Below are 2,628 nucleotides of genomic sequence, written 5' to 3'. Positions count from 1 at the left end.
TGTAGCGCGACAATCTGGATGAGAACGGCCGTCAATCAGGATGAGAAAAATCCGACCGTGATGTGACGCAGGGTAGCCTGTCGTGGTTTGGTTGCAAGGGGCAATTTTGATCTGATTGACGCGGCGCGACAATCAGGAAGATGTTTTGGGGGTTTGCCGGGTTGCGGGTCGTCCTGGGGCTCGTTTTCGCTCGATTGCGGCGCGGCGCCGGTAGCTTTCGACGTTCATTTCCAGAATTGTGGCGTGGTGAACGAGGCGGTCGACAGCGGCTAAAGTCATAGCCTGATCCGGGAAAATTTTGTTCCACTCACCGAATGCCTGATTGGCGGTGATGAGGATCGAGCGGTGTTCATATCGACGGCTGATCAGCTCGAACAGGACCGAGGTTTCAGCCTGATCCTTGGTGACGTAGGATATGTCGTCGAGGATGAGCAGGTGGTAGCGATCAAGTTTGGTGATCGCCGCTTCGAGGGTGAGTTCCTGCCGCGCGATTTGCAGGCGTTGAACGAGATCGGTTGTGCGGGTGAACAGGACACGGAACCCGGCTTCAATGAGGGCGCGGCCGATGGCTGCTGCCAGATGGCTTTTGCCCACGCCCGGCGGACCGAATACGAGACAGTTGTTTCCGGTCTCGATCCAGGCATTGCCGGTTGCGAGGGCGGTGATGTGGGCCTTGCTGATGACCGGCACGGCATTGAAGTCGAAATTATCGAGAGATTTTCCGATTGGCAGGCGGGCATCGAGCAAATGGCGTTCGGTGCGTCGCCGTTCACGATCGGCGAGTTCATGCTCGGCCAGGGCGGCGAGGCAGCGCGCTGCCGGCCAGCCTTCCTTGTCCGATTGCGCGGCAATATCGGGCCAGAGCTGTTTGATGGTCGGCAGGCGCAGTTCACCGAGCAAGAAGGCGAGCCGTGCGGCATCGGTCGCGGAATTGGGCCTCATGCGGCGTCTCCGCGGCTGATCGTACCAAGCTCGTCGTACAAGCCGAGCGACACTGCCTCGATCACGACCATTGGCATGCTGGCGCTGGCGGGGCTGAAGCGTTCACGCAGGAGATCGATGCTGGGGAGGCGACCGGCGTCGAGTTCGGTCTCCAGCACACGGGCGAGTTCGGCTTCGCACGCGCAATCATGGGCGAGGCCGAGCAATTCGACGGTAATCTTGCAAGCGGCCTTGTCGGATCGGCGCTCAGTCAACGCCTCATAGGCGCGGGCGTAGGCTGGGCGCGGGAACAACTGGTCGCGATAGGACAAGTTGCGCAAGGCGCCCGGCTTGCGGCGCAGGGCATGGATCACGTGATGGTAGTCGATGACGTGGCCATGCTTGCCGCTGGCATGGTCCGCGCGGCCGCGGATCAGGGTGAGCACGCGACTACCGCCGAGAAAACAATCGAGCCGATCATCGTAGAGCCGCACGCGCAAGCGTTGCCCGATCATCCGGGCGGGCACCGTGTAGAAGACCTTGCGCAGCACGAAGCCGCTGGAGGAGGTGACCCGCACCAGGGTCTCCTCGTAATCGATCGTGCGATCGTCGGGCAGCGGCCTGAGGGTAGCGCGCTCGATGGTGATCGCTTTGCTCCGCCTGGCATTGTGGCGGGCGAAGTGCTCGTCGATGAACCGGCGGTAGGCGGTCAGGTCTTCGAAGATACGGCTGCCGCGGAGCAGCAGGGCGTCCGCGATGGTTTTCTTGGTGTGACCATGGGAGCTTTCGATCGTGCCGTTCTCATGGGCTACGCCAGTGTTGTTGCGGGTCGGCGTCATGTTGAAATGCGCGCAAAGGGTGGCATAGCGCGTGGTCAAATCCTCGATCGCGTCGCGGTCGAGATTGCGGAAAGCAGCCGAAAGACTGTCGGTGCGGTGCTGCAAAGGCACGCCACCGAGGGCGAACAGCGCGTTCTGCAAACCCACAGCAAGAGCGGAATAGCTCTCCCCGCCGAGGATTACGTGGCCATGCTCGAAGCCTGAATTGGCCAGCCGGAAATGGTACAGGATATGATCCAGCACGCTACCGGCGACGATGACGCCGAGATCGGCGAGGTCGGTGAAATCCGACAGCCCCTGTTCGCCGGGCGGATGGGTCTGGCGGAACATGACCTCCTGATCCGGCCCGTGCAGGCCGCGCCAGAGTTTGATCCGCCGCTCCAGCGTACGCCGGACCCCAGGATGAAGTTCCGGATGCCGCCGGGCCAGCTCCTCCAGCACCGCGACGGCGCGTAGGCCCGGTGCCGCGGTGAGCATCGGTACGACCTCGGCATCCCAGACCGCTTCGAGCGGATCAGGGCGCCGGCGTTGCCGGAGGGGCCTCTCGATAGCGGGCAGGTATAACTCTTGTTCGAGCCGATAGCCGGTCGCGGTGCTGAACCCGCTCTTGGCCGCGGCTTGCTGCGGGGTAGCCCCCTCGATGCGTAATGTCATGAACAATCTCTTCTGCTGAACGGTGATCGGGCAACCGGTCAAAGTCGTGGCTCCTGCGATGGAGCCAGACCCTACCCGGCCGATCACGGCCAGTCAGACAAGTCTCGAAAGAAACCCGTTCCTGGGCGGGGTCCTGCTCGGGCTACGCCCTCACAGAACCCCGCCCAGGATTCTCATCCTGATTGTCGCGCATTCTCATGTTGATTGTCGCGCG

2 protein-coding genes are annotated in these 2,628 nt (G+C 62.3%); both read right to left on the bottom strand.

Features of this window, described 5'->3' with window-relative positions; all coding sequences use genetic code 11:
- Positions 1–132 precede the first annotated feature (132 nt).
- Positions 133–942 (bottom strand): IS21-like element helper ATPase IstB, encoded by an 810-nt coding sequence (gene istB / locus ACP5E6_RS18105; protein WP_427956665.1) that lies wholly within the window; start codon positions 940–942, stop codon positions 133–135.
- Positions 939–2,456, bottom strand: a complete 1,518-nt coding sequence (istA, locus tag ACP5E6_RS18100; RefSeq protein WP_427956663.1) for an IS21 family transposase — start codon at positions 2,454–2,456, stop codon at positions 939–941. Before istA ends, istB begins: the two co-directional genes overlap by 4 nt.
- Positions 2,457–2,628: the final 172 nt, after the last annotated feature.

The organism is Acidiphilium sp., from assembly GCF_049977125.1.
Classification (GTDB): domain Bacteria; phylum Pseudomonadota; class Alphaproteobacteria; order Acetobacterales; family Acetobacteraceae; genus Acidiphilium.
Note: the sequence above shows the minus strand (reverse complement) of the source record. Positions and strands in the feature narration are given on the sequence as shown.

Excerpts from the sequence above, each read along its gene's own strand:
- istB (WP_427956665.1), bottom strand. The coding sequence starts at position 942 with ATGAGGCCCAATTCCGCGACCGATGCCGCACGGCTCGCCTTCTTGCTC.